Origin of the sequence: Catenovulum agarivorans YM01 (assembly GCF_000281085.1) — a bacterium.
In the GTDB taxonomy this organism is placed as follows: Bacteria; Pseudomonadota; Gammaproteobacteria; order Enterobacterales; family Alteromonadaceae; genus Catenovulum; species Catenovulum agarivorans.
The window spans coordinates 1,894-3,071 of record NZ_JH767551.1 but is presented as its reverse complement, the minus strand read 5'-3'; the positions used below and the strand labels follow the sequence as shown (position 1 = coordinate 3,071).

Genomic DNA, 1,178 nt, shown 5'->3' with positions numbered 1-1,178 from the left:
GATAAACATTCGGGTTGTATGGTTAAGTGACTAAGCGTGCACGGTGGATGCCTTGGCAATTGGAGGCGATGAAGGACGTGTTAATCTGCGATAAGCTTGGTCGAGTCGATAAAAGACGCATGAGACCAAGATTTCCGAATGGGGCAACCCACTCTTTTAGAGTATCTTACAGTGAATACATAGCTGTAAGAAGCAAACCCGGAGAACTGAAACATCTAAGTACCCGGAGGAACAGAAATCAACCGAGATTCCGTCAGTAGCGGCGAGCGAAAGCGGAACAGCCGATATCATAGAGTTCAGCAGAACATTCTGGAAAGTTTGACCATAGTAGGTGATAGTCCTGTATGCGAAAAGCTTTATGATACATATTAAGTAGGTCGGGACACGTGTTATCTTGACTGAATATGGGGGGACCATCCTCCAAGGCTAAATACTCCCAATTGACCGATAGTGAACCAGTACCGTGAGGGAAAGGCGAAAAGAACCCCTGTAAGGGGAGTGAAATAGAACCTGAAACCGTGTACGTACAAGCAGTGGGAGCAGACTAGTTCTGTGACTGCGTACCTTTTGTATAATGGGTCAGCGACTTATATTTTGTAGCAAGGTTAACCTTTTAGGGGAGCCGTAGCGAAAGCGAGTGTTAACTGCGCGTTGAGTTGCAAGGTATAGACCCGAAACCCGGCGATCTACCCATGGGCAGGTTGAAGGTTGAGTAACATCAACTGGAGGACCGAACTCACTAATGTTGAAAAATTAGGAGATGACCTGTGGGTCGGAGTGAAAGGCTAATCAAGCCGGGAGATAGCTGGTTCTCCCCGAAAGCTATTTAGGTAGCGCCTCGGACGAATACCACTGGGGGTAGAGCACTGTTAAGGCTAGGGGGTCATCCCGACTTACCAACCCTTTGCAAACTCCGAATACCAGTGAGTACTATCCGGGAGACACACGGCGGGTGCTAACGTCCGTCGTGAAGAGGGCAACAACCCAGACCGCCAGCTAAGGTCCCAAATACTAATTAAGTGGGAAACGATGTGGGAAGGCTTAGACAGCTAGGAGGTTGGCTTAGAAGCAGCCACCCTTTAAAGAAAGCGTAATAGCTCACTAGTCGAGTCGGCCTGCGCGGAAGATGTAACGGGGCTAAATTAGTAACCGAAGCTGCGGATTTAATCTTATGATTA

The 1,178-nt window shown here is 48.1% G+C and carries 1 rRNA gene (running past one end of the window); it reads left to right on the top strand.

From position 1 onward, the window contains the following. Window positions 1-20: 20 nt before the first annotated feature. A 23S ribosomal RNA gene (locus WSC_RS24760) occupies window positions 21-1,178 on the top strand (it continues 1,869 nt past the right edge of the window).